Annotated in this window: 19 protein-coding genes and 1 tRNA gene; 3 read left to right on the top strand and 17 right to left on the bottom strand. The window is 67.5% G+C overall.

From position 1 onward, the window contains the following. Positions 1 to 5: 5 nt before the first annotated feature. The 11 genes from EV580_RS26360 to fadD1 all read right to left on the bottom strand — a co-directional run bounded on the left by EV580_RS26360 (position 6) and on the right by fadD1 (position 9,444). Positions 6 to 1,337 (bottom strand): F0F1 ATP synthase subunit B/delta, encoded by a 1,332-nt coding sequence (locus tag EV580_RS26360; RefSeq protein ID WP_133694964.1) that lies wholly within the window; start codon positions 1,335 to 1,337, stop codon positions 6 to 8. A 3-nt stretch (positions 1,338 to 1,340) separates the two neighbouring features. Continuing rightward, positions 1,341 to 1,856 (bottom strand): F0F1 ATP synthase subunit B, encoded by a 516-nt coding sequence (locus EV580_RS26355; RefSeq protein WP_133694962.1) that lies wholly within the window; start codon positions 1,854 to 1,856, stop codon positions 1,341 to 1,343. A 5-nt stretch (positions 1,857 to 1,861) separates the two neighbouring features. Further along, positions 1,862 to 2,113 carry a F0F1 ATP synthase subunit C gene (locus EV580_RS26350; protein WP_005148260.1) on the bottom strand — a complete coding sequence of 84 codons (252 nt, stop codon included), beginning with the start codon at positions 2,111 to 2,113 and terminating at the stop codon, positions 1,862 to 1,864. Between the two features lie 70 nt (positions 2,114 to 2,183). Further along, a complete protein-coding gene (gene atpB, locus EV580_RS26345; protein WP_133694961.1) occupies positions 2,184 to 2,939 on the bottom strand; it encodes a F0F1 ATP synthase subunit A in 756 nt (251 codons plus the stop codon). Between the two features lie 7 nt (positions 2,940 to 2,946). After that, positions 2,947 to 3,423: an ATP synthase subunit I gene (locus EV580_RS26340; protein ID WP_133694959.1), complete on the bottom strand. Its 477-nt coding sequence runs from the start codon at positions 3,421 to 3,423 to the stop codon at positions 2,947 to 2,949. Between the two features lie 236 nt (positions 3,424 to 3,659). Continuing rightward, the gene (locus EV580_RS26335; protein WP_133694957.1) at positions 3,660 to 4,850 is read right to left on the bottom strand and encodes a glycosyltransferase family 4 protein; all 1,191 of its coding nucleotides are present in this window, start codon (positions 4,848 to 4,850) and stop codon (positions 3,660 to 3,662) included. Further along, positions 4,850 to 5,503, bottom strand: coding sequence for an L-threonylcarbamoyladenylate synthase (locus EV580_RS26330; protein WP_133694955.1), 654 nt, complete (start codon positions 5,501 to 5,503; stop codon positions 4,850 to 4,852). Before EV580_RS26330 ends, EV580_RS26335 begins: the two co-directional genes overlap by 1 nt. Beyond that, complete coding sequence (prmC, locus tag EV580_RS26325) at positions 5,500 to 6,348, bottom strand: peptide chain release factor N(5)-glutamine methyltransferase (protein ID WP_133694953.1); 849 nt, start codon at positions 6,346 to 6,348, stop codon at positions 5,500 to 5,502. Before prmC ends, EV580_RS26330 begins: the two co-directional genes overlap by 4 nt. Then, complete coding sequence (prfA, locus tag EV580_RS26320; protein WP_133694952.1) at positions 6,345 to 7,412, bottom strand: peptide chain release factor 1; 1,068 nt, start codon at positions 7,410 to 7,412, stop codon at positions 6,345 to 6,347. The genes prmC and prfA overlap by 4 nt, the downstream gene beginning before the upstream one ends. A gap of 89 nt (positions 7,413 to 7,501) precedes the next feature. Next, positions 7,502 to 7,732 (bottom strand): 50S ribosomal protein L31, encoded by a 231-nt coding sequence (gene rpmE, locus EV580_RS26315; protein ID WP_133694950.1) that lies wholly within the window; start codon positions 7,730 to 7,732, stop codon positions 7,502 to 7,504. Between the two features lie 140 nt (positions 7,733 to 7,872). Further along, entirely contained in the window at positions 7,873 to 9,444 is a 1,572-nt protein-coding gene (gene fadD1 / locus EV580_RS26310; RefSeq protein ID WP_133694948.1) for a fatty-acid--CoA ligase FadD1, read from the bottom strand. A 175-nt stretch (positions 9,445 to 9,619) separates the two neighbouring features. On the opposite strand from fadD1, the gene EV580_RS26305 reads away from it, so the two are divergent. Further along, positions 9,620 to 10,246 carry a TetR/AcrR family transcriptional regulator gene (locus EV580_RS26305; protein WP_133694947.1) on the top strand — a complete coding sequence of 209 codons (627 nt, stop codon included), beginning with the start codon at positions 9,620 to 9,622 and terminating at the stop codon, positions 10,244 to 10,246. Positions 10,247 to 10,330: 84 nt separating this feature from the next. Further along, complete coding sequence (locus EV580_RS33935; protein WP_166654897.1) at positions 10,331 to 11,134, top strand: RsiV family protein; 804 nt, start codon at positions 10,331 to 10,333, stop codon at positions 11,132 to 11,134. Here the strand turns inward: EV580_RS33935 and rho are convergent. The 6 genes from rho to argS form a co-directional block, all read right to left on the bottom strand. After that, positions 11,131 to 13,038 carry a transcription termination factor Rho gene (gene rho / locus EV580_RS26295; protein WP_133694945.1) on the bottom strand — a complete coding sequence of 636 codons (1,908 nt, stop codon included), beginning with the start codon at positions 13,036 to 13,038 and terminating at the stop codon, positions 11,131 to 11,133. The genes EV580_RS33935 and rho overlap by 4 nt on opposite strands. A gap of 278 nt (positions 13,039 to 13,316) precedes the next feature. Further along, positions 13,317 to 14,261, bottom strand: a complete 945-nt coding sequence (thrB, locus tag EV580_RS26290; RefSeq protein ID WP_133694944.1) for a homoserine kinase — start codon at positions 14,259 to 14,261, stop codon at positions 13,317 to 13,319. A 14-nt stretch (positions 14,262 to 14,275) separates the two neighbouring features. Further along, positions 14,276 to 15,361, bottom strand: coding sequence for a threonine synthase (thrC, locus tag EV580_RS26285; protein ID WP_133694942.1), 1,086 nt, complete (start codon positions 15,359 to 15,361; stop codon positions 14,276 to 14,278). Next, positions 15,358 to 16,665 carry a homoserine dehydrogenase gene (locus tag EV580_RS26280; RefSeq protein ID WP_133694940.1) on the bottom strand — a complete coding sequence of 436 codons (1,308 nt, stop codon included), beginning with the start codon at positions 16,663 to 16,665 and terminating at the stop codon, positions 15,358 to 15,360. The genes thrC and EV580_RS26280 overlap by 4 nt, the downstream gene beginning before the upstream one ends. 6 nt (positions 16,666 to 16,671) lie before the next feature. Beyond that, positions 16,672 to 18,003: a diaminopimelate decarboxylase gene (lysA, locus tag EV580_RS26275; protein WP_208114666.1), complete on the bottom strand. Its 1,332-nt coding sequence runs from the start codon at positions 18,001 to 18,003 to the stop codon at positions 16,672 to 16,674. A gap of 83 nt (positions 18,004 to 18,086) precedes the next feature. Continuing rightward, on the bottom strand, positions 18,087 to 19,739 hold the full coding sequence (gene argS, locus EV580_RS26270) for an arginine--tRNA ligase (RefSeq protein WP_133694936.1): 1,653 nt from the start codon (positions 19,737 to 19,739) through the stop codon (positions 18,087 to 18,089). Between the two features lie 126 nt (positions 19,740 to 19,865). Between argS and EV580_RS26265 the strand changes: the two genes are divergently transcribed. After that, positions 19,866 to 19,938 (top strand) — tRNA-Arg (locus EV580_RS26265). Positions 19,939 to 19,965 lie beyond the last annotated feature (27 nt).

The raw sequence follows: 19,965 nt of genomic DNA, 5'->3' as shown, positions 1-19,965 counted from the left end.
TGGGGTTAGTCGGGCAACTGGGTCACGGCTGCCTCGAGCCGTGAGGACAACGTCCCGTCGATCACCTCGTCGCCGACAGCGACCGAAAGGCCGCCCAGCACAGAGGGATCGGTGTTCAGCTGCACCGAAACAGGGTGGTGGTAGATCCGGGTCAGCACCTGGGTCAGCCGGGTGCGCTGCTCGCTGCTGAGTTCGGCGGCCGCACTCACGTGAGCGACGATCTCGCCACGGCGGGCGACCGCAAGCTGCGCCAGGTCCAGCACCGCCTCGTCGGCACGCTCGCCACGCACCAGGCTGATGGTCTGGACCAGCAGCGCCGTGGCGGTCGCGTTCGCGCCACTGCCGTCGCCAAGCAGCTTGTGCAGCAGGGCGACCCGGCCGTCAGCGGGCGTGGTGTAGTCGCCGAGCAACGTGCTCAGCCGGGGCTGCTCGTCGAGAATGCGGGTGAACCGGAAGAGCTGCTCTTCGACCTCGTCGGCCTGGTCGTCGCGCTCGGCACGGACCAGCAGGGCCAGCCGGGCGACGTGCTCGATGACGTCGACCAGATCCCCGGTGTGCGACCAGCGCACCGACACCGCGGTCTCGAGCACGTCCAGGGCGTTGGCCCCGACCTTGCCGTCCAGCAGCCGGTGCACGAGACGCTTCTTGGCATCGGTCTCACCGGAGGACTCGGCCAGATGACGGGCCAGGATCGGCTCCCCGATCAGCAGCCCGGCCACCGAGGCAAGGTCATCCGACAGCGTGGACAGGTCGTCGGCCGACAGACCCGACGACACCGCGTCGAACTTCTCCACCACCGCGGCCTGTGCCTCACGGCTGGCCGACCGCAGATCCGAACCCGTTTCGGGAGCGAACGCCGCGGGCGCCATCGAATCCAGTTCGTCGAGGAACCGGTCGACGGTGGCCGACTGCGCCTGCGCATCGGCGACGTGGGCGCGCACCAGCTCGCCCGCGCGCTGCACCGATTCGCTGGCGAGGTCCTGGCGCAGTTGCCGGATCAGCTGGGCGCGCAACAACTGAACCTGTTGCCCGCCTTGAACTTTGATCCGCTCCACCTCGACATCGGCCTGCGCGCGAAGCTGCTCGACGATGCGCTCGGCGTCGTTGCGGGCTTCCTCGACGATGTGCTTGGCCTCGGCCTTGGCTTCGTCGACCCGCGCCGCGTGATGCTTGTCGGCGTCGGTGAGCCGCTTGGCGGCCTTGGCGCTCTCATCGATCTGCGTGCGGACCGCGTCCTGCTGGTTGGCCATCATGCGCTTCACCGGCGGCACCACGTACCGCCAGATGATGGCCACGATGACCAGGAAGCCGATGAGCTGTCCGATGAAGGTTGACATGTCCTACCGTCCCGGCGCCGTTGTCGCCGACTCGCTGGTGACCTCGACACCCAGGACGCGGCTGGCCAGCGTCGCGGAAAGCGTGTCCACCGACGACCTCAGGTCGGCCGCGATGGAATCGCCCTGCAGCTTCAGCTCATTGGCCGCCTGCTGCAGCGTCGCCGCTGCTTCTTCGCTGGCGCGGCCCTTGTGCTCGTCGAGGATCTTGCGACCCTCGGCCCTGGCCTCGTCGCGGATGCCCGAAGCCTCGCCGCGGGCCGCGGCCATCTCCTTGCGGTAATCGGAGTCGGCAGCGGCCTCGAACTCGTTGGCCTTGCGGTTGTCCTCGGTGGTCTTGGCGACCATCTTCTCGCGCTCACCGAGCACCTTCTGGATCGGCGGCACGACAAACTTGCCGATCACGCCCAGCACGATCAAGAAGATGGCCAGCACGAAGAAGAAGGTGCCGTTGGGGATGAGGAAGTTCTGGGTGCCGCCGCCTTCCTCAGCCGCCAACAGGGTGACGCTGTGCTCCCCCATGCGTACTAGGAAGCGCCAGGCGTGGCGAACACGAACAGGGCCATGAACGCCAGGTTGATGAAGTACGCCGCCTCCACCAGACCAACGGTGATGAAGAACGGGGTGAACAGCCGGCCCTGGGCCTCGGGCTGCCGGGCAATGCCGGAAATCAGGGCGTTACCGGCGATGCCGTCGCCGATACCGGCGCCGATGGCGCCGCCGCCCAGAATCAGGCCGCCGCCGATCAGGGCGCCAGCGACGATGGTGGGGTCTGCCATTCCTTATCCTCCTTGATTGCTGGTAGGACTCCTACCAGGCTGTGGGCGGTTCGGGGGTCGAACACGTCTTTTAGTGGTGGTCTTCTTCCAGTTCCATCGACTGGCTGAAGTAGAGAATCGTCAACAGCGCGAAGATGAACGCCTGGATCAGGCCGACGAACAAGTCGAACGTCTTCCAGATCGCGTTGGGCGCCCACTGGATGTACCAGGGGAACATCGCGATGAGCGCGACCATGATGCCGCCGGCGAAGATGTTGCCGAAAAGTCGGAGCGACAGCGAGATCGGCTTGGCGATTTCCTCGACGAGGTTGATCGGGGCGAGGAACGCGACGTGGCCCTTGAGCACCTTGATCGGGTGGCCGATCACGCCGCGTCGCCAGATGCCGGCCGCGTGGTAGCAGAGGAACACGAACAGCGCGAGCGCCAGCACGAAGTTGATATCGGCGGCCGGCGGCTTGAGCAGTTCGTGCGTCGCGCCTTCGGCGTTCTGGTACTGGACGGGCAGTACCGAGATCCAGTTGGAGACCAGGATGAAGACGAACAGCGCCACTGCCAGCGGCAGCACGAACGGGGCGACCTTCATGCCGATCGCGGATTCGATCTGGCCCCGCATCTGCGTGGTCAGCGCCTCCCAGAACAGCTGCACCCCGCTGGGCACACCGGTCGAGGTGACCTTGGCCCGCAGCACGAAGGCCAGCGCGATCACGATGGCGCCGGCGATCGCCGTCGCCAGGATGGTGTCGACGTTGACCGTCAGACCCAGCCAGTGCGCGGTCTCGTGGTGGCCGACCTCGATGGCGGCCTCGGCGAGGATTCGTTCACTCATCGTGTGTTCAATCCTTCGATGCTTCGTCTGCGGAGCTGGCGGCCCCGGGGGTTGCATTCACGTCGACGTCGTCTCCGGTGCGAATCTTCTTCCACACCGGCAACGCCGTGCTCAAGACCAGCAGAACTTGGAACAACGCCAAGCCGAAGAGCACGCCGAGCCCCATGGGACGGAAGAGGATCGCGATGGTCAGCCCGACCACCGAGATCACCAGCAACCGGGTCGCCGAGTTGAGGGCCATCTTGCGCTTCAGCGGATGGTCACTCGCGGTGATCGACTCGACCGAACGCTGTACGAGCACCGCGTTGAGCAGACCGAGGGCCAGGCCGATGCCGAAGAAGACGCCGAACATGATGTACGGGCCGGCCGTCGCGGCCGCGATCACCACGAGCGCGGTCAGGACAGCACAGATAGCAAGCAGCCGCACGGGCCGGAAGGCAACGGACGGGAACACCAACGGCGCATCTTGCGCTGGCGTCGTCACAGGTTCACCTCAATCTTGCGTTCTCGAGAGCCGTTGGAGCGATTTCTGCGTGCTGGTCCGCCGAGCGTATCGGAGGGCGACAGGCGCGCTGGAATCACCCAAGGGGCAGCTCCCTTTGTCGGTCGTAAATCGGCGCCGATCGGTCGTGACTCCGATGGGCCGGGCCGGCAACCCGCGAGGTTTCTTCGGGTTCTGCCAGTAACGTACCACATGGTAGACGGCAGAAAACACGTCTACTACTTACTGTCGTAAAGTCCCTCGTAATCGTCGTCGCGACGACGCAACAGCGGGACCAAAGTGACGACGACGGCGACGACGATCGCGGCCAGCATGACCGCTCCCGTGTAGCGCGGATCGAAGAAGATCGTGGCGGCCGCACCGAACGCGATGATGCCCACCCACAGGTAGATGAGCAGGACGGCCCGGCGATGCGAGTGGCCGATCTGCAGCAACCGATGGTGCAGATGCATCTTGTCGGGGCTCAGCGGACTGCGCCCGGCGCGGGTGCGCCGGACGATCGCGAGCAGGGTGTCCAGGGCCGGCACCAGCATCACGGCGATCACCAGCAGGAACGGCGAGAGCAGGGCGAAGACGTCGCGCGCGCCGTAGGCGCTCTGCGAGATCGGGCCTGCCGCGGTCGTGGAGGCGGCGGCGAGCATCAGGCCGACGAGCATCGAACCGGAGTCGCCCATGAAGATCTTGGCGCGATAGAAGTTGTGCGGCAAGAACCCCAGACAGGCGCCGGCCAGCACCACCGAGATCACCGCGGGCGGGTAGAACAGCACGTCGCCGCCGTGGTCGCGCAGCAGCCCGACCGAGAAGATGCAGATCGCCATCGCCGTGATCAGCCCGAGTCCGGCGGCCAATCCGTCGAGGCCGTCGACGAAGTTCATCGCGTTGACGATCGACACCGTCAATGCCAGCGTCAGCAGGATCGACGACACCTGGTCCAGCACGATGGTGCCGACCCCGCCGATCGGGATGTACAACACGCTCCATGCGACGCCCATGGTGACCAGCACGCTGGCCGCGGTGATCTGGCCGGCGAATTTGGTCAGCGCGTCCAGACCCCAGCGGTCGTCGATCAGGCCGATCCCCATGATCAACCCGCCGGCGACGACCACCGCGGGCATGCCCGAGGAATAGATGAAGCCGCGGGCCAGCGCCGGCAGCTGAGAGGCCAGGAAGACGGCGGTGACCACGCCGACGTACATCGCCAGCCCGCCCATCCGCGGGGTCGGCTTGATGTGCACGTCGCGCTCGCGGGGGTAGGCCACCGCACCGAGGCGGGTGGCCAGCACGCGCACCCATCCGGTGGCGAAGTAGGTGATGATCGCGGCGGTCAGCCCGACAAGGGCCAACTCGCGCAACGGAACTCCGGCGCCGCGGTCGGCCAGCGCCAGATTGCTCGCTACGAGATCAAGCATCACGCCATCAGCGACGCGACGTCGGTACCCAGTACCTCGGCGATGGCCGCGGCGCTGATCGGGCCCTCCCGCAGGATCTTCGGGGTGGGCCCGGTCAGGTCGACGATCGTCGAGGCGGCCTGCTCCGCCGACGGCCCGGCGTCCAGGTACACCTGAACCAGATCAGCGAGCTGGCGCTGCGCTTCCTCGGACGTCGTAGCCGCCGGGCGCCCGGACAGATTGGCACTCGACACCGCCATCGGTCCGGTTTCACGCAGCAGTTCGATCGCCACCGGGTGCAGCGGCATCCGCAGCATGACGGTCCCCCGCGCGTCGCCGAGATCCCACTGCAGTGAGGGTGCCTGCTGCACAACCAGGCTCAGCGCGCCGGGCCAGAAGGCGCGGATCAGTTCGCGGGCGCTGTGCGGAACCGAGTACACCAGGCCTTCGATGGTGTGCCACGAGCCGACGAGCACGCCGACCGGCATATCGCGGCCACGCCCCTTGGCGGCCAGCAGCGCGGCGACAGCTTCGTTGTCGAAGGCGTCGGCGCCGATGCCGTACACGGTGTCGGTGGGCATCACGACCAGCCGGCCGCTCTTCACCGCCGCGGCCGCCGCGGTGATGGCCTCGGCCCGTTGGCCGGCGTCGGCGCAGTCGAAAACCTGAGTCACGCTGACTCCTTTGTCCGGCGGGCCGTCACGAACCGCGGGCGCCCCGTCAGATCGCGATGCGGGGCCACTGCGGTGAAAAGCGTTGTGCTGCTGATCGTCTCGACGGTGCGGTCCGACGTGGTGTCGTCGTGCTCGACGGCGAACAGGCCGCCCGGCTTGAGCCAGCCGGCGGACAGGCGCGCGATCGGCGCGATGACGGCCATCCCGTCGGCACCGCCGAACAACGCGTGCGCCGGGTCATGGTCGGCCACTTCGGGATCCAGCGCTGCCCCGGCAGGAATGTACGGCGGGTTGGAGACCACGAGGTCGACGCTACCGGTCAGGTCTGTGAGGAGCCCGGGCACGGTGACATCGGCCCGCACCAGCTCGACCGTCGTCCCCTCGGCGTTGCGCCGCGCATAGTCCAGCGCGGTGGCGTCGTCGTCGACCGCGATCACCCGCGCCTGCGGCCAGTTGGTCGCCAACGCGATGGCCAGCGCACCGGATCCGGTGCACAGGTCCACGATCACCGGACGCTCGGGCAGTCGCTGGGCCAGCGCCCATTCCAGCAGCGCCTCGGTCTCCGGGCGTGGGATGAACACCCCGGGCCCGACCCGCAGCTCCAGCGGGCCGAACGCGGCTGAGCCGGTGATGTGCTGCAACGGGATCCGACTGCGGCGGGCGTCGATCGCCTGGTCGTAGCGGGTGAAGAAGTCGCCGCCGGGTTCGTCGATCGCGACCAGCCGGCCACGACTGACCCCGGCCACATGCGCGGCCAGCAGCTCAGCATCGGTGCGGGCGGAGTCGATTCCGGCCTCGGCAAGGGCGGCGGTGGCCACATCGATGGCCTGCCGCAATGCGCTCATGCCTGCTGGAGCCGGGTCTGCTTGTCGGCCTCGGCCAGCGCATCCAGCAGCGGGTCGAGCTCGCCGTCGAGCACCTGGTCGAGGTTGTGGGCCTTGAAGTTGATCCGGTGATCGGCGATCCGGTTCTCCGGGAAGTTGTACGTGCGGATCCGCTCGCTGCGGTCGACGGTACGAATCTGACTGGCCCGGTCGGCGGAGGCGTCGGCCGACGCCTGCTCCTCGGCCAGTGCCTGCAGCCGCGCGGCCAGCACCACCATCGCGCGGGCCTTGTTCTGCAGCTGCGACCGTTCGTTCTGGCAGGTCACGACGATGCCGGTGGGCAGGTGGGTGATGCGCACCGCGGAGTCGGTGGTGTTGACGCCCTGGCCGCCCTTGCCCGAGCTTCGGTAGACGTCGATCCGCAGATCGGATTCGTCGATCTGCACCTGCTCGACGTCTTCAGGCTCGGGATAGACGAGGACGCCTGCGGCCGAGGTGTGCACACGGCCCTGCGATTCGGTGACCGGAACCCGCTGGACCCGGTGCACGCCGCCCTCGAACTTCATCCGCGACCACACACCGTCGGCCGAGTCGCCCTTGCTGCGGATCGACAGTGTGGCGTCTTTGTAGCCACCGAGATCCGACCACGTCTCGTCGAGCATCGTGACGGTCCAGCCGTGGCGCTCGGCGTACCTGATGTACATGCGCGCGAGGTCGGCGGCGAACAACGCCGACTCTTCGCCGCCCTCACCGGATTTCACCTCGAGAACAATGTCGTCGGCGTCGTGCGGATCGCGCGGCGCCAGCAGATCGGTCAGATGCGTGTCGAGCTCGGCGACCTTGGCTTCCAGCTCCGGGACCTCGGCGGCGAACGACGCGTCCTCGGCGGCCAGCTCGCGGGCGGCCTCCAGGTCTCCGCGGGCGGCCTCCAGCCTGCGGTACGTCGTGACGATCGGGGCCAGTTGGGCGAATCGGCGCCCGACCCGGCGGGCGTTACCCGCATCGGCGTGCAGTGCGGGATCCGACATCTGCCGTTCGAGGTCAGCGTGTTCGGTCAGCACGGCCTCGACTGAGTTGGTCGTCATGCCTGCTCACCTCCTGTGCTCACTGGTCCCAAACGCAAACCGACGCCCGGCCTGCGCGCATGGCAGCAGAGCGGGCGTCGGTAAAGCAGCTACTTGTCGGCAGCGTCCGCAGTCTTGCGCTTTCCGTAGCGCTTCTCGAAGCGGGCCACGCGGCCGCCGCTGTCGAGGATCTTCTGCTTGCCGGTATAGAACGGGTGGCACTGCGAGCAGACCTCGACCACGATGTGGCCGCCGTCCTTGGTGCTGCGAGTGCTGAAGGAGTTGCCACAGCCGCAGACCACGGTGGTCTCGGCGTAGGCGGGATGAATCCCTTGTTTCATGGTGTCCTCTTCATTCTGTGGTCGCCGGGTCGCCCACCAGAGAATTCCCTGGTAATCGAGCGTGAACCGGTACCTGAGGTGGTCGACGATCCAGTATGCCAGGTGGACCGTCACCAGCCCAAACGCGTCGTCGCCGCCGGCTATTCCGAGTAGGTCTTGGCCCGGGCGGCGCGTGTCCAGACCACCCCGGTTCCGGGGTGGGGACCGCGGGCGATGAGCTCTCGCTTGAGCACCTTGTTGGTGGCGGTGGCCGGAAGCTCGTCGGCGATCCAGACGTAGCGCGGCCACGCCTTGGGCGACAAGTCGGACTGCTGGGCCAGGAACTCGGCCAGCTCGTCGGGACCGAGCTCGGCGCCGTCGGCCAGCACGATCGCCGCCATCACCTGGTCGCCCACATGCTCGTCGGGCACCGGATACACCGCGACCTGGCTGACCACAGGCAGCCGCTGGATGATGCGCTCGATGGGCGCGGCGGCCATGTTCTCGCCGTCCACCCGCATCCAGTCCGCGGTGCGCCCGGCCAGGAAGATCCAGCCGTCGGCGTCGCGGTAACCCAGATCACCGGACCAGTACATGCCGTGGCGCAGGCGTTCGTCGGTGGCTCCGGCGTCGTTGTAGTAGCCGCCGAACATGCCGCCACCGGTGGTGTTGACGATCTCGCCGATCGCATCATCCGGATTGGCCAGCGCACCGCTGTCGTCGAAAACTGCTGTGGCACATTCAGTTCGGGTCTCGGAATCGTAGATGGCCACCCCGGGAAAGCCCTTGCCGACCGAGCCGGGCGGGCAGTCGTCCTCGCGGGTGATGATGACCGCGCCCTCGGTGGAGCCGAAGCCGTCCCACACTGCGCAGCCGAACCGGCGGCTGAATTCCGCGATGTCGCGGTCGGTGGCCTCGTTGCCGAAGGCGACCCGCAGCGGATTGTCGTGATCGTCGTCCGCTTCGGGCGTGGCCAGCACGTAGGCCAGCGGCTTGCCCACGTAGTTCATGTAGGTCGCGCCGTAGCGGCGCAGATCCGCCAGCAGGCCGGAGGCCGAGAACGCCGCCGGCGCCATCGCCGCCCCGGCGCCCAGTGCCACCGCCCAGCCCGCCATCAACGCGTTGGAGTGGAACAGCGGCATCGAGAGGTAACAGACGTCGTCGGCGGTGATGGCGAACCGGTCGACCAGCGCGACCCCGGCGAACGGCACCATCATGTGGGCGACCTGAACCGCCTTGGGCTCCCCACTGGTCCCCGAGGTGAAGATCAGCATGAACGTGTCGGTCGCGGTGACTTCCCGGTGCGGGGTCAGCTCCCCCGCGCCCGCCAGCAGCGCCGACCATTCCGGCGAGTCGACGTCGAACACCCGGACTCCGGGCAGCTCGAGCCCGTCGAGCAGGGCGCGATCGGCGGCGTCGGTGAGCAGGATCTGGCAGTCGGCCTTGACGATGTCGCGGGCCAGCGCCGCGCCGCGCCGGGTGTTGTTCACCCCGCACAACACGTATCCGCCGAGGCCGGCGGCTGCCATGGCGGTGAGCATCGCGGGGGTGTTGCCCAGCAGCGTTCCCACATGCAGCGGCCGGTCCGGGTCGGCGATCGCGATCAGCGCCGCCGCCTGCCGGGTGGCCTCGTCGAGGTGTTCGCGCCACGTCCACACCTGCTCGCCGAACTTCACCGCCGGGGTGGTTTCGCTGAGGCGCTCACGAAGCAGCTGCTGGACGGTCTCGGCCACGGATCTCCCGTCTTTGGTCATCTCCCGCGATATGCGGTGCCTTAGGTCACAATAGAAGCGCAGGGTAAACAGAATGACAAATCTGTCTACCCATGCAGCGGGACCCACCGCTGATCCGGGTTTGGAAGGATGTCCCCAACGGGACTGTCGCGTCGATACGAGGAGGACCACCAAGGTGACTGCCAGCACCGACGCCGACAGTCGGCAAGGGGCCAAATCCGTCCAGGAGCGATTGGTCGACGCCGCGGAACAGTGCCTGCGGGCCAAGGGCATCCGGGCGACGACGGTCTCCGAGGTGGCCGAGGCCGCGGGGGTGTCGAGGGGCTGGCTCTACCGGCACTACCCCGACAAGGCCTCTCTCCTGGGCGCGGCGATCGTGCGACTCAACAACGCGTTCTGGGCGGAGTCGCATGAGGTACTCGACGGCCTCGGCACCTTCGAAGAGCAGCTGGCCGTCGGGGTACGGCTGGGCCGCAGCGCCTACGACTCCCCCGGCGCGCTGGTGATGCAGCTGCGCCGCGACGAGCCCGAGGAGTTCGCGGCGTGCGCGGGCGCCGGCGTGCAGGGTCTGGTCCCCGACCTCGGCCGGTTCTGGCAGCCCTATCTGGAGGCGGCGCGCGACCGCGGCGAGATCCACGCCGAGACCCAACTCGACGAGGCCGCCGAGTGGGTGGCCCGGGTGCAGATCAGTCTCGGCACGGTTCCCGGCGAGACGCTCGACCCCGACGACTACGACGCAGTGCTGCGCTATATGCGGCGATATGTTTTGCCCGGCCTGAGCGTTGCGCCCGCGTCACAATGATGTACCGGCGTGAAAACCGTTGGGCGCCAAACGCAATAGCAATCCAGGCGCGACACCACGGCACCTCCTGACACAATGTCCGTCATGGGCACACGCAGCCGCCGGGGGGCGGTCTTGGTCGCGGCTTTGGCAATCGGGCTCACCGCATGCGGCGGGTCGACGACGACGAAGGCCACCACCGCGACCACAAAGGCCGCCACGACATCGGCCAGCACCGGCGCGTCACCGACGACGGCGGCACCGACCAGCGGGGTGTCCAACAAGCAGAAGTATTCGGTCACCCGCTCGACGGCCGGGGACGCCACCGCGGACGGCAAGGGCCGATGGACCCTGGTCGTCGACACCATCACCGGCGGCGATCCGCAGGTGGCCGGGGCGTTCAACAGCGCGGTGCACGCATCAGCCGAAGGGCAGCTCGACCCGGTCAAGACCGGGGCGAACCCGGACGGGACGTGGACGTTCGAGACCCAACCGCAGATCTACTTCGGCGGGGCATCGGTCTCGGAGCTGATCAGCGGCCTGTTCGTGCCGGTTCCTGCCGCGCATCCGACCAGCTACGTCAGCACGGTGGTGATCGATTCGCGGACGGCCAAGCCGATCACGCTGGCGGATTTGTTCACCGACAAACAGGCCGGCCTGAACAAGCTCTCGGAGCAGACGAAGGCGTTACTACCCGCGGTGAGCGGAGTGGGCCCGACGCCGATGGCCGACGAACCCGGCAATGCCCCGACCGAAGCCAACTTCGCCAACTGGATCCCCACGCCCGACGGCCTGGAGATCCACTTCGCTGACTACCAGTTCTTCCACGGGACACCGACGATCACGGTGCCGTGGTCGGCGCTGGATGGCCTGCTGGCGCCCGGCATGGACGCCCTACGCCAGAGCTAGTCGATATCGCCGTTGCCGTTGCCGCCGCCACCCGGTGCCGTCTTGGACACCTGGACCAGGAACTCGTAGTTGTTCTTGGTCTTGCGCAGCTGGCTCATCAGCAGGTCGATGGCCTGGTGGCTGTCGAGGCCGGAGAGCACGCGGCGCAGCTTGTGCACGATCGCGAACTCGTCGGGGCTCAGCAGCAGCTCGTCCTTGCGGGTGCCCGACGGGTTGACGTCGACGGCCGGGAACACTCGGCGCTCGGCGATCTTGCGGTCGAGCTTGAGCTCGGCGTTGCCGGTGCCCTTGAACTCCTCGAAGATCACGGTGTCACCGGTCGAACCGGTCTCCACCATGGCCGTTGCGATGATCGTCAGCGAGCCGCCGTGCTCGATGTTGCGGGCCGCGCCCAGGAAGCGCTTCGGCGGATACAGCGCGGTCGAGTCCACACCACCGGACAGGATGCGGCCGGACGCCGGGGAGGCGTTGTTGTAGGCGCGGCCCAGGCGGGTGATCGAGTCGAGCAGCACGACAACGTCCTTGCCCTGCTCGACCAGGCGCTTGGCGCGCTCGATGGCCAGCTCGGCGGCCTGGGTGTGGTCTGACGGCGGGCGGTCGAAGGTGGAAGCGATGACCTCACCCTTGACCGAGCGCTGCATGTCGGTGACCTCTTCAGGTCGCTCGTCGACCAGGACCACCATCAGATGGCACTCGGGGTTGTTGCGGGTGATCGCGTTGGCGATGTCCTGCATGATCGTGGTCTTACCGGCCTTGGGCGGCGACACGATCAGGGCGCGCTGGCCCTTGCCGATCGGCATGATCAGGTCGATGACCCGGGTGGTCAGCCGGTCGCTGGTGGTCTCCAGGCGCAGCCGCTGGTTCGGGTACAGCGGGGTCATCTTGGTGAAGTCCGGACGGTTCTTGGCCGCCTCCACCGGGCCGCCGTTGACGCTGTCGAGGCGGACCAGCGGGTTGAACTTCTGGCGCTGGTTGTTCTGCTCGCCCTCCTTGGGCACGCGGACCGCACCGGTGACGGCGTCACCGCGACGCAGGCCGTTCTTGCGGACCATGTTCATCGAGACGTAGACGTCGTTGGGTCCGGCCAGGTAGCCCGAGGTGCGCACGAACGCGTAGTTGTCGAGCACGTCGAGGATGCCGGCGACCGGCTGGACGACATCGTCCTCGCGGAGCTCGGCGTCGTTACCGCCGCCGCCTTCGCCGCCCTGCCGCTCGCCGCGACGACGGCGATCACGGAACCGGCGGCCGCGACGGCCCTGACGGTCGTCGTCGTCGTCCTGGTTGCCGCCGCCGCCGCGGTTCTGGTTGTCGCGGTTCTGGTTGTTGTTGTCGCGATTCTGGTTGTCGCGGTTCTGCTGGCCGCCGCCCTGGTTCTGGCCGCCCTGATCGGACTGGTCACGGCCACGATCGTCGCGGTTGTCGGACTTGTTCTCGGAGCGCTTCTCGCCCTGCTCGGGGCGGTTGTCCTGCGTCTTCTGCTGCTCAGCACCCTCACCGGCAGCACCGGCAGCGCCGGCATCGCGGGAGGCGGCGCGGCGCTCACGGCGCCGCGGCTCGGTGCCGTTGGCTTCGGTCTTCTCGGCGTTCTCAGTGTTCTCGGCGTTCTGACGGGGCTCGCTCGGCTGCTCGGCAGGTGCCACAGGGGCGTCGTCGGCGCGGTGGTTGGTGCCGTTGCTGCCGCCGTTCTGGTGCTCCTTGATCGCGGCGATCAGATCGCTCTTGCGCATCCCGGAGGTTCCCTTGACACCAACCTGGTTGGCCAGGGCACGAAGCTCGGGCAGGACCATCGTCGACAGAGAGCCGGCACGGCCGGCGCCCCCGCTGGAGGGGGTTTCTGCGGTCACGGCGGGCGCCTCCGTCTGCGGGGCGCTCTCTCCAGCCGTGATCAGGTCCGTATCGGTCACGGATTTCCTTTCTTTCCCTCGCCGTTTCGTCGTGGCAAGGGGTTCTGGCATTCAGCCGATTCGCTGAATGCGAAGTCTCACCATCGTCTGTGCGTCAACGGTGATCGCCGGAATTCGCGGCTATATGGCGAACCGTCAGTCCACGAGTTGAACACAAGAGAAATTGGTGGTCGTCCTAGTGTCGGCGCAGGAACAGTCGCTGCGATTGCCTGGACGGGACCGAGAATAGCCCCCTTGACCGCCGGAAAGCAAGAAATCGCCACCGGCGTGTGCGCAACTCAGCGCCCGACCGCGACACCGGAGCCCCAGCGAACTGCCTCGCCGATGCCCATCTCGTTGACGGTGAATCCCTTCGCGATGCCGAACTCGACAGCCTCGGCCGGGAGTTCTGAACTGGTACTGAACGCCAGAACGGCTGGACCAGCACCGGATAGCACCGCTGGCACTCCACAACGCCGCAACACCTGCAGGTATTCCGCCGAGGCGGGCATAGCCGGCCCACGCTGCGGCTGGTGCAAAACGTCGTCGGTGGCCGCCATCAGCAAGTCCGGCCGCTCCGTGAGCGCGACCACCAGCAACGCCGCCCTGCTCAGGTTGAAGCGGGCCGCTTCGTGGGTGACGTGCTCGGGCAGCAATACCCGGGTCTCCGCCGTCGACGACCGCACCTGCGGGATTCCCGGGAACACCCGGATGTCGGGGTGCAGCCGCAGTCCGGCCGCCGCATACGTCGGGGGCGCGGTGCTCGCATCGACCCACGACACCACCGCCCCGCCCAGCACCGAGGCCGAGGCGTTATCAGGGTGACCCTCGAATTCCGAGGCCAGCTGGATCAGCTGAGAATCGGTCAACGGATCCCGATCCGCTTGTGCCAGAAGACCATTCGCCGCAGCAAGTCCACCGACGACGGCCGCTGCCGACGATCCGAGTCCCCTCGAGTGCGGGATCGCGTTGCGGCAGCGCACCACCAGCCCGGCGGCATCCGCACCGCCAGCCGCCAGACCGCGCTGCAGCGCACGGACCACCAGGTGTTCGGGGCCCAGCGGCACCTGGCCGGCGCCCTCCCCCTCGACCTCGACGCTCAGTCCGGCGCCGGTGGTCTCGACGGCGATCTCGTCGTAGAGGGCCAGCGCCAGGCCCAGGCTGTCGAAGCCGGGCCCGAGGTTGGCGCTGGACGCCGCGACGGTCGCGCTGGCCGTCAAACCGGCAGGCAGATTCAAGGTCACCGAGGATCCGTTTCTCAGACCAGGCCCAGCGCGGCGACGACGGCACCGGGATCGACCGGCACGGCGTTGACCGTGGGCATGTCCCGCAATGCGGTATCGGGATCTTTCAGGCCGTTGCCGGTCACCGTGCACACGACGGTGGAACCGGGCTTGACCCAGCCGTCCTCGATCGACTTGAGCAGCCCGGCGATGCTCGCCGCCGATGCCGGCTCGACGAACACGCCCTCGGCCTCGGCGACCAGGTGATATGCGGCCAGGATCTCCTCGTCGGTGGCGGCCAGGAAGCGGCCGCCGGACTCCTGCTGTGCGGCGATAGCGCCATCCCAGGACGCCGGCGAGCCGATGCGGATCGCGGTGGCGATGGTTTCGGGGTTGCTCACCGGCTGGCCGGACACCAGCGGGGCGGCACCGGCGGCCTGCGTTCCCAGCATGCGGGGCAGCTTGTCGGAGATCCCGTCGCGGTGGTACTCGGAGTAGCCCAGCCAGTAGGCGGTGATGTTGCCGGCGTTGCCGACCGGCAGCGAGTGCACGTCAGGCGCCGTCCCCAGCGCGTCGACGATCTCGAATGCCGCGGTCTTCTGGCCCTGGATACGCACCGGGTTGACGCTGTTGACCAGCGCGATCGTCGGGTAGTCGGCGGTGAGCTTGCGCGCCAGCTCCAGGCAGTCGTCGAAGTTGCCGTCGATCTGAATGATCTTGGCGCCGTGCATGACTGCCTGCGCCAGCTTGCCCATCGCGATCTTGCCCTGTGGGATCAGCACCGCGCAGGTGATGCCGGCGCGGGCGGCGTAGGCAGCCGCGGAGGCCGACGTGTTGCCGGTCGAGGCGCACAGCACCGCCTTCTGACCGCGTGCGACGGCGTCGGTGACCGCCATCGTCATACCGCGATCCTTGAACGAACCGGTGGGATTGAGGCCTTCGACCTTCAAATAAACTGTGCAGCCAGTCTTTTCAGAAATCCGCTTGGCACTGATGAGCGGGGTGCCGCCCTCCAGCAATGTGATCGGCGTCCAGTCGGCTGCCACCGGCAGACGGTCGCGGTAGGCCTCGATCAGGCCCGGCCACGGGGTGTGCACGGCGGTCGATTTCGCGGAGCTCATTCGCTGGTTCCTTCCAAACGCAGCACGCTGTTGACTTCCTGAACTGCTTCGTGGTCAGCCAGCGCGGCAACGGTTTCGGACAATGCGGCATCGGTCGCCCGGTGGGTCACCACCACGATGCGCGCCCCGCTGCCGTCACTGATGCCTTCCTGGCGCACCTCGGCGATGCTGACCTCGCGCTTGGCGAATTCCGCTGCCACCGAAGACAACACACCGGGACGGTCGGTGACCGTCATGCTGACGTAGTAGCGGGTCGGGATCATGCCCATCGGCGCGATCGGGAGCTGGGCGTACTTGGACTCGCGCGGACCGCGGCCACCCTGAACCCGGTTGCGCGCCGCCATCACGAGATCACCCATCACCGCCGACGCCGTCGGCGCACCACCGGCTCCCTGGCCGTAGAACATCAGCCTGCCCGCGGCCTCCGCCTCGACGACGACGGCGTTGAACGCGCCGTTGACGGTGGCCAGCGGATGGCTCAGCGGCACCAGCGCCGGGTACACCCGGGCCGAAACCCGCTGCTGGCCATCACTTCCCGTGACACGTTCGCAGATCGACAGCAGTTTGATGGTGCAGCCGAGCGCCTTGGCCGATTCGAAGTCCGCCGGGGTGATCTTGGAAATCCCCTCACGGTAGACGTCGTCGGCGGTGACCCGGGTGTGGAATGCGATGGACGCCAAGATCGCGGCCTTGGCCGCGGCGTCGTATCCCTCGACGTCGGCGGTCGGATCCGCCTCGGCATATCCCAGGGCGCCCGCGTCGGCCAGCGCGGAGCTGTAATCGGCTCCGGTTGAGGCCATTTCGGACAGGATGTAGTTGGTGGTGCCGTTGACGATGCCGGCCACCCGCAGCACGGTGTCACCGGCCAGCGACTGGGTGAGCGGCCGGATCACCGGGATGGCCCCGGCGACAGCGGCTTCGAAATACAGGTCGACATGGGCGCGTTCGGCCGCCTGCGCCAGCTCACCGGTGGACTGGGCCAGCAGTGCCTTGTTCGCGGTCACCACCGACTTGCCGCCCTCGAGCGCGGTCAGGATCGCCTTGCGGGCGGGCTCGACCGGACCCATCACCTCGACGACGAGGTCGACATCCTCGCGGGAGACCAGTTCTTCGACGTTGTCGGTGAGCATCTCGACCGGCAGGCCCCGGTCGGCGGAGACCTTCCGCACCGCGACGCCGCGCAATTCGAGCGGCGCACCGATGCGCGCGGCCAGATCGGGCGCGCTTTCCTGAATGATCCGGGCGACTTCGCTGCCGACGTTGCCCAGCCCCAATACCGCTACACCAATTGCTTTTTCGGTCATTGGCTGTTACCTCACTTCCAGACTCAGCAGGTCGTCGACGGTCTCCCGACGCAGGATCAGGCGGGCCCGCCCGTCACGCACGGCCACCACAGCGGGACGGCCGATCAGGTTGTATCGACTCGACATCGAATAGCAGTAGGCGCCGGTGGCGGCCACCGCGAGCAGGTCGCCGGGAATCACATCCTGCGACACCCAGGTGTCGCGAACGATGATGTCGCCGCTCTCGCAATGCTTCCCGACGATGCGGGCCAACGTGGGCGCCGCGTCGCTGGTGCGCGACACCAGACGGACGTCGTATTCGGAGCCGTACAGCGCCGGGCGGATGTTGTCGCTCATCCCGCCGTCGATGCTGATATAGCGGCGCTGCGCGGTGGGGCTGATCGCGACATCCTTGACCGTGCCCACCTCATACAGGGTCACGGTGCCCGGTCCGGCGATGGCGCGACCGGGCTCGACCACCAGAGCCGGCGTCGGCAGACCAACGGCCGCGGATTCTTTTTCGACGATGGCCTTGAGCTTGTCGGCCAGCTCCTGCATCGGTGGCGGATCATCGTCGGGAAGGTAGGAGATACCCAGTCCCCCACCGAGATCGATCACCGATATCTGCGCGGTCTTCTCGACCCCGAATTCGGCGACCACGTCACGAAGCAGGCCGATGACGCGGCGGGCCGCCACTTCGAAGCCGGCGACGTCGAAGATCTGCGATCCGATGTGGCTGTGCAGACCGACAAGGCGCAGGTGGTCGGTACCGAATACCTTGCGCACTGCGTCCATCGCGGCACCGCTGGCCAGTGACAGACCGAACTTCTGATCCTCGTGCGCGGTGGAGATGAACTCATGGGTGTGCGCCTCGACCCCTGGGGTGACCCGGACCAGCACGTCCTGCACCACACCCGCAGCGCCGGCGATGGCGTCCAGGCGCTCGATCTCGATCTCGGAGTCCAACACGATATGTCCCACCCGGGCCTTGACGGCTGCGGTGAGTTCGTCGACCGATTTGTTGTTGCCGTGCACAGTGATTCGCTCAGCAGGGAAGTTCGCATGCAATGCCACCGCGAGTTCGCCCCCAGTGGCGACGTCCAGCGACAATCCCTCTTCGTCCACCCAGCGGGCGATCTCCGTGCTCAAGAACGCCTTCGACGCATAGTGCACATGATCGCCGCCGCCGAAGGCCGCACCGATCTCCCGGCACCGCGACCGGAAATCATCCTCGTCGATGACGAAAAGCGGTGTGCCGAACTCGCCCGCCAGCGCACTGACGCTCACACCGGCGATGCTTACTTCACCATTGGCATCGCGAACCAAGTTGCGGGGCCAGACATTTGGCGCCAACATCATGAGCTCGTCGGAGCCAATCGGCTTGGCGGGGGCACCGCTGTGGTGAATCTCCTCGGCGTGGCGGGGGCCGGCGGGGTGAGCGTTCACATCCGCTCCGGTGCGCTGACGCCGAGGATCTGAAGACCGTTGGCGATCACCTGACGGGTTGCCGCGCACAGCGCCAGCCGCGCCTTATGAAGGCTCTGCGGTGTTTCATCGCCCATCGGCAGCACCCGGCAGGAGTCGTAGAACCGGTGATAGTCGCCGGCCAGGTCTTCCAGGTAGCGGCAGACCCGATGCGGTTCACGCAGCGACGCACCGGCTTTGAGCACCCGCGCGAACTCACCGAGGTTGCGGATCAGTGCGCCCTCCTTGTCGTGGGTGAGCAGTTCCAGGTGCGCGGTGTCGGGCGCGAGACCAAGATCCGCGGCGTTGCGAGCAAGCGCCGAAAGCCTGGCGTGCGCGTATTGCACGTAGTAGACCGGGTTTTCGTTGGATGCCGACGACCACAGCTGCAGGTCGATATCGATCGGGGTGTCCACCGAGGACCGGGTCAGCGCATAGCGGGCGGCGTCCACGCCGATGGCATCGACGAGATCGTCGAGCGTGATGACGGTCCCCGCGCGCTTACTCATCCGCACCGGCTGGCCGTCACGCACGAGGTTGACCATCTGGCCGATCAGCACCTCGACGGTGTCGGGGTCGTCGCCCAGTGCCGCGGCGGCCGCCTTGAGCCGGGCGATGTAACCGTGGTGGTCGGCGCCGAGCATGTAGATACACAGGTCGAAGCCGCGCTGGCGCTTGTCCAGGTAGTAGGCCAAGTCGCCGGCGATGTAGGCGGGCTGGCCGTCACTCTTGATGACGACGCGGTCCTTGTCGTCGCCGAATTCCGTTGTGCGCAACCAGGTTGCGCCATCCTTCTCGTAGATGTTTCCGGTCTCGCGCAGCTTGGCGATGGCCTGGTCGACCCGGCCGCTGGTGTGCATCGAGTCTTCATGGGTGTACACGTCGAAGTCGGTGCCGAACTCGTGCAGGGACTTCTTGATGTGGTTGAACATCAAGTCGACACCGATCGAACGGAAGGTCTCCTGCTGCTGTTCGGCGGGCTGGCTCATCACGTCGGGCGCCTTGGCCAGCACCTGGTCGGCGATGTCCTTGATGTAGTCGCCGGCGTAGCCGTCCTCGGGCGCCGGCTCCCCCTTGGCCGCGGCCACGAGCGACCGGGCGAACCGGTCGATCTGGGCGCCGTGGTCGTTGAAGTAGTACTCCCTGGTGACGGCCCCGCCCTGGGTGCTCAGCAGCCGGCCCAGCGCATCGCCGACCGCGGCCCAGCGGGTACCGCCGATGTGGATGGGGCCGGTCGGGTTGGCCGAGACGAACTCCAGGTTGATCGAGGTGCCGTCGAGCAGCTGAGAGTTCCCGTAGCCCGGACCGGCGTCGAGGATGTTCTGCACGATCACGCCCTGCGCCGACGCCTCGATCCGCAGGTTCACGAAGCCGGGGCCGGCGACCTCGGCGGCGGCGATCCCGTCGGCGGCGGCCAGCGCGGCAGCCAGCCAACCGGCCAGTTCGCGGGGGTTGGCGCCGACCTTCTTGCCCACCTGCAGGGCCAGGTTTGTCGCATAGTCGCCGTGCTCGGGGTTGCGCGGACGCTCGACGGTCACCGTCTCGGGCAGGGCGGCGGTGTCCAGGTCATGCTCGGTGAGCACCGCGGCGGCGGTGTTCTTGAGCAGCTCGGCGAGGTCGGCGGGTGTCACGGGGGTCCATCCTATGGTCTGGCGTGGTCAGGGCCCGAATCCGCATCCCGCTGCATTCTGCCGCGGTGCGGGGCAGCCGCCGGGATGCGTTAGGCTGTCTGAGCCCAACGGCGCATGTCCGCGTGCGCCCCCGTAGCTCAGGGGATAGAGCGTCTGCCTCCGGAGCAGAAGGCCGCAGGTTCGAATCCTGCCGGGGGCACTCAATTTTCCTTTGGCTTTCCAGCGG

Origin of the sequence: Mycobacterium sp. BK086 (assembly GCA_004362315.1) — a bacterium.
Taxonomy (GTDB): Bacteria; Actinomycetota; Actinomycetes; order Mycobacteriales; family Mycobacteriaceae; genus Mycobacterium.
The sequence above is the reverse complement of the archived record's forward strand: the minus strand, read 5'-3'. Positions and strand labels throughout refer to the sequence as shown.

Excerpts from the sequence above, each read along its gene's own strand:
- thrC (WP_133694942.1), bottom strand. The coding sequence starts at position 15,361 with ATGAGCTCCGCGAAATCGACCGCCGTGCACACCCCGTGGCCGGGCCTG.
- prfA (WP_133694952.1), bottom strand. The coding sequence starts at position 7,412 with ATGACGACCAACTCAGTCGAGGCCGTGCTGACCGAACACGCTGACCTC.
- lysA (WP_208114666.1), bottom strand. The coding sequence starts at position 18,003 with ATGATGTTGGCGCCAAATGTCTGGCCCCGCAACTTGGTTCGCGATGCC.
- EV580_RS26355 (WP_133694962.1), bottom strand. The coding sequence starts at position 1,856 with ATGGGGGAGCACAGCGTCACCCTGTTGGCGGCTGAGGAAGGCGGCGGC.
- EV580_RS26335 (WP_133694957.1), bottom strand. The coding sequence starts at position 4,850 with ATGCTTGATCTCGTAGCGAGCAATCTGGCGCTGGCCGACCGCGGCGCC.
- EV580_RS33935 (WP_166654897.1), top strand. The coding sequence starts at position 10,331 with ATGGGCACACGCAGCCGCCGGGGGGCGGTCTTGGTCGCGGCTTTGGCA.
- prmC (WP_133694953.1), bottom strand. The coding sequence starts at position 6,348 with ATGAGCGCATTGCGGCAGGCCATCGATGTGGCCACCGCCGCCCTTGCC.
- EV580_RS26360 (WP_133694964.1), bottom strand. The coding sequence starts at position 1,337 with ATGTCAACCTTCATCGGACAGCTCATCGGCTTCCTGGTCATCGTGGCC.
- EV580_RS26280 (WP_133694940.1), bottom strand. The coding sequence starts at position 16,665 with ATGACCGAAAAAGCAATTGGTGTAGCGGTATTGGGGCTGGGCAACGTC.
- atpB (WP_133694961.1), bottom strand. The coding sequence starts at position 2,939 with ATGAGTGAACGAATCCTCGCCGAGGCCGCCATCGAGGTCGGCCACCAC.
- rpmE (WP_133694950.1), bottom strand. The coding sequence starts at position 7,732 with ATGAAACAAGGGATTCATCCCGCCTACGCCGAGACCACCGTGGTCTGC.
- EV580_RS26350 (WP_005148260.1), bottom strand. The coding sequence starts at position 2,113 with ATGGCAGACCCCACCATCGTCGCTGGCGCCCTGATCGGCGGCGGCCTG.